The following is a 3496-nucleotide window of genomic DNA, read 5'->3' as shown; positions in this document are numbered from 1 at the left end:
GCTTTTGTACCAGTGATGGTTAGAGATTTAGGGATTACGGAGTGTCGCTTGTTTCCTGCGTTCCCAAAGTCAACGACTCAATTTAATGCTAACATAAAGTCGCCCTAAAGGGCGAGGTTTTCAACCCAAATTTTCGATAATTTAAGAGTCACTCCCCTTGCAGGAGTGCCTCTCCTGATATGTAGCCTATACTCAGCGGATTTAGTATGATTGACGAATTGGCGTTATTTCAGCCTCTATTTTCAAGTCAGGAGATCGGGTGTTAGGGTGTTAGGGTGTTAGGGTGTTAGGGTTTTAGTTGAAATTCCCCCACTTCCCCACTTCCCCACGAGAAACTTTTTGCCGCAAACCCTAGATAGTCAACAGCTGACCATGACCACGGTGATATTATCAGAACCGCCGGCTTCTTTGGCCGCTGCCACTAAATTCTCGACAATTTCCTGACAATCGGCACTGGTTTGCAAATAATCGCTAATTTCCTCGTCGGACAGTTCTTCCGTCAAACCATCACTACAGAGAATTAAACTATCGCCGGATTGCAGATCGAGGGGAGATACCGTCACTGGGGGCAAATCGCAACGACCGAGACATTGAAATAAAACGTGCCGCCAAGGGTGGTTTTTGGCTTCTTCTTCGGACAGATCGCCCATTTTTATCGCCCTAGCTATCCACGTATGATCCTCCGTCACCTGTTCTAATTTTTGCTCACGAAAGCGATAGAGACGGGAATCACCAATATGGGTGTACCAAGAGCCATCATCTCGGAAGATAGCCATGACTAGGGTTGTCCCCATGTCCTGTCTTTCGGGATTTTTTAGCTGATCTTCGATAATCTTCTCGTTAGCGACGGTAATTGCCTCCTGCAGCAATTCCCCGGCAGCCCGGGGCGAATTCCAGTGTTCTTCTAGATGAGCTTGGATAGTTTCAGTGGCGATTTGACTAGCTTCCTGGCCCCCCGCATGACCTCCCATACCATCAGCAACGATAAAAAAGCGCCGCTCGGGGTCGATATAATAACTATCCTGATTAACCGATCGCACTACACCAGGATCGGTCATTCCTCCAAAAGAAAGATTGTTCATCGAAATTTCTGCTTTTAACACAATATTTATTATCCCGCAATCAATTACATCATGCGATCCTGACGTTCAATTTTTCGCCAAAGTCTCACAAGAGCTATCCCCGGCAGCAGGGAAATCGCCATCGGCACTAAAGTCAACCAACCAAAACCACTGACGAATAGAAGCGTCGCTGAGATAAGTAAAGCACTGACCAGTAAAGTATAGTTGGTTCCCATTTGAATCATACCCAATCGCCGCAAAAGTCGATCGGATTCGCTCGAACGGACCCGGACACGGATATCACCCCGTTCTAATTTTTCGATCGTATCATCGATGCGTCGGGGTAAACTCAGGGCGGTGCTGCTCACTTGGGCTGCTTGTCGTCCTAACTCATCGAGGATATTACTGCCATTATTTCCTGTCATATCATTTACTAATTGCAGGGCAAAAGGTTGGGCCACTTCCATAAAGTTAAATTCGGGATCGAGTCCTTTGCCTACCCCTTCCAGGGTAGAAAATGCCCGCATAACGAAGGTAAAGGTAGCGGGAAAGCGAAAAGGCTGATCGTAGGCGATTTCATAGAGATCATCGCTGATAGAGGCTACGGACTGTTCCTCAAAGGGTTTATCCATGAAGTTATCGAGCATATACTGGATCGATCGCCGCACTGCTCCCATATCACCATTAGCAGTTAATGCTCCTAAATCCACCAGAGAAGTGACCACGCGATCGGCATCTTTTTGGGCAATTCCCAAGAGAGTCTGCATTAATTTTTCGCGCACGTTGGTTTTAATTTGTCCCATCATGCCGAAATCGTAGAAAATTAGGGAGCCATCACTATCAACGGCAATATTGCCAGGGTGAGGATCCGCGTGAAAAAAGCCGTTATTGAGTAGTTGAATTAGATAGGCTTTTGCCCCTAGTTTAGCCAACAATTTGCGATCGAGTCCGGCTGCTTCTAGGGCTTCATAATGACTGATTTTGATGCCGGGGAGGTATTCTAGGGTTAAAACCCGGGGAGCGGTGTAGCGCCAATAGACTTTCGGTACTTTGACCCAATCTTCCTCGCGAAAATTACGGCGAAAAGTGTCAGCGTTACGACCTTCATTGAGATAATCGGTTTCTTCCCAGAGGATTTTACAGCATTCTTCATAAATACCCGTCCAATCGCGACCTTTACCCCATTTGGGATGATTTTGGAAATATTGGGCGATTTTTTTTAGGATGGTCAGATCGATACTAAATAATTTTTTCAATCCGGGCCGTTGGACTTTGACCACCACATCTTCCCCGCTCTTCAGTTGGGCCCGGTGAACTTGTCCTAAACTAGCGGCTGCTAGGGGGATGGGATCGAAGCTTTTAAAGAGTTGATTGAGGGGTTTACCGAGGGATACCTCGATAATTTTGCTGGCCTGTTCGTAGGTAAATGCGGGAACCTGATCCTGTAGTTTCGAGAGTTCTTCCACATATTCGAGGGGAAAAAGATCGGCCCGGGTGGAGAACAGTTGACCGACTTTAATAAAAGTTGGACCCAATTCTAGCATGGTTTCCCGAATCCAAGCGGCTTGTTTTCTGCGTCTGCTGGCGAGTTTTTCCTGGCTATAGCCACCGTTATAGCTCCATTTTTTACCGTTGAGCCAGAATTGATAAAGTACAGTCAGAACGAATCGCCAAATATCTAGACGACGACGATTGATGGAATAGTTTTCTCGATTCCAACGATAGCTATTTTTGGCGACTTGGAGGGCCGGCATTGCTGGGTTTAACTCTAGGGTAACGGGGACGGGTAGAAGGGCTGACACGCAATTTTTGGGGCTTTAAAGCGACTAAAAGAGGGTTTTTGGTTAATTCTGGTAGTTTTTGAGTTCCGAGCGCAATTGGGCGATTTCGGCCCGCATTTCGTCGATGTTTTCCTGCACATCGGCACTGGAGGAACCACTGGAGTCTGTCTCAGTATATACTCCCTTTTCCATGGCTCGATCGGCTCTCATTTGCACTTCTTCGACGAATTGCCGCAGGTTTTCCCGTTGTTCGGCATCAAATTTGCCTAATTCGCTTAAAGCGTTGGTGAACGCATCTTCTAGCTGTTCACTGACCACTTCAGCGATCGCTCGTCCGAGGAAAAAGGCGTGAATAACGGGGTTAGTCATAATCTTAAATGGATGTTTTCGCTTGCTGGGTTTTGTGAACGGGAAAGGCGATAATAAATTCCCTAACTACTAGGTTAGGCGACAGAACCAGAAAAGGCAAATCGTTTTTCTGAAAAGGGAGGTTAGACCAAATCCGTTTTCAATCCCACATTCCGCACCCTAAGTGTCACAACGTCTCAAAAGAGGAAGGGGCGTGAGTCAAAATACTTATCTAGAGGAGTGAGTTGGCGGCAAGCTGCCGGCAACTAAGCCGAAAATTTCAGAGTTCCCCCGGTCATTCTCAAT

General features: G+C 46.7%; 3 protein-coding genes. All 3 read right to left on the bottom strand.

Annotated elements, in window-relative coordinates; translation table 11 throughout:
* Positions 1–359 precede the first annotated feature (359 nt).
* The 3 genes from O9332_RS09805 to O9332_RS09795 all read right to left on the bottom strand — a co-directional run bounded on the left by O9332_RS09805 (position 360) and on the right by O9332_RS09795 (position 3211).
* A complete protein-coding gene (locus tag O9332_RS09805) occupies positions 360–1082 on the bottom strand; it encodes a Stp1/IreP family PP2C-type Ser/Thr phosphatase (RefSeq protein ID WP_043999238.1) in 723 nt (240 codons plus the stop codon).
* Between the two features lie 44 nt (positions 1083–1126).
* Complete coding sequence (locus O9332_RS09800; protein ID WP_002761070.1) at positions 1127–2815, bottom strand: ABC1 kinase family protein; 1689 nt, start codon at positions 2813–2815, stop codon at positions 1127–1129.
* 90 nt (positions 2816–2905) lie between these two features.
* Positions 2906–3211 (bottom strand): DUF6825 family protein, encoded by a 306-nt coding sequence (locus tag O9332_RS09795; protein ID WP_002761072.1) that lies wholly within the window; start codon positions 3209–3211, stop codon positions 2906–2908.
* Positions 3212–3496 lie beyond the last annotated feature (285 nt).

Source organism: Microcystis sp. LE19-10.1B (assembly GCF_027530565.1).
GTDB lineage: Bacteria > Cyanobacteriota > Cyanobacteriia > Cyanobacteriales > Microcystaceae > Microcystis > Microcystis aeruginosa.
The sequence above is the reverse complement of the archived record's forward strand: the minus strand, read 5'-3'. Positions and strand labels throughout refer to the sequence as shown.

Excerpts from the sequence above, each read along its gene's own strand:
- O9332_RS09795 (WP_002761072.1), bottom strand. The coding sequence starts at position 3,211 with ATGACTAACCCCGTTATTCACGCCTTTTTCCTCGGACGAGCGATCGCT.
- O9332_RS09800 (WP_002761070.1), bottom strand. The coding sequence starts at position 2,815 with ATGCCGGCCCTCCAAGTCGCCAAAAATAGCTATCGTTGGAATCGAGAA.
- O9332_RS09805 (WP_043999238.1), bottom strand. The coding sequence starts at position 1,082 with ATGAACAATCTTTCTTTTGGAGGAATGACCGATCCTGGTGTAGTGCGA.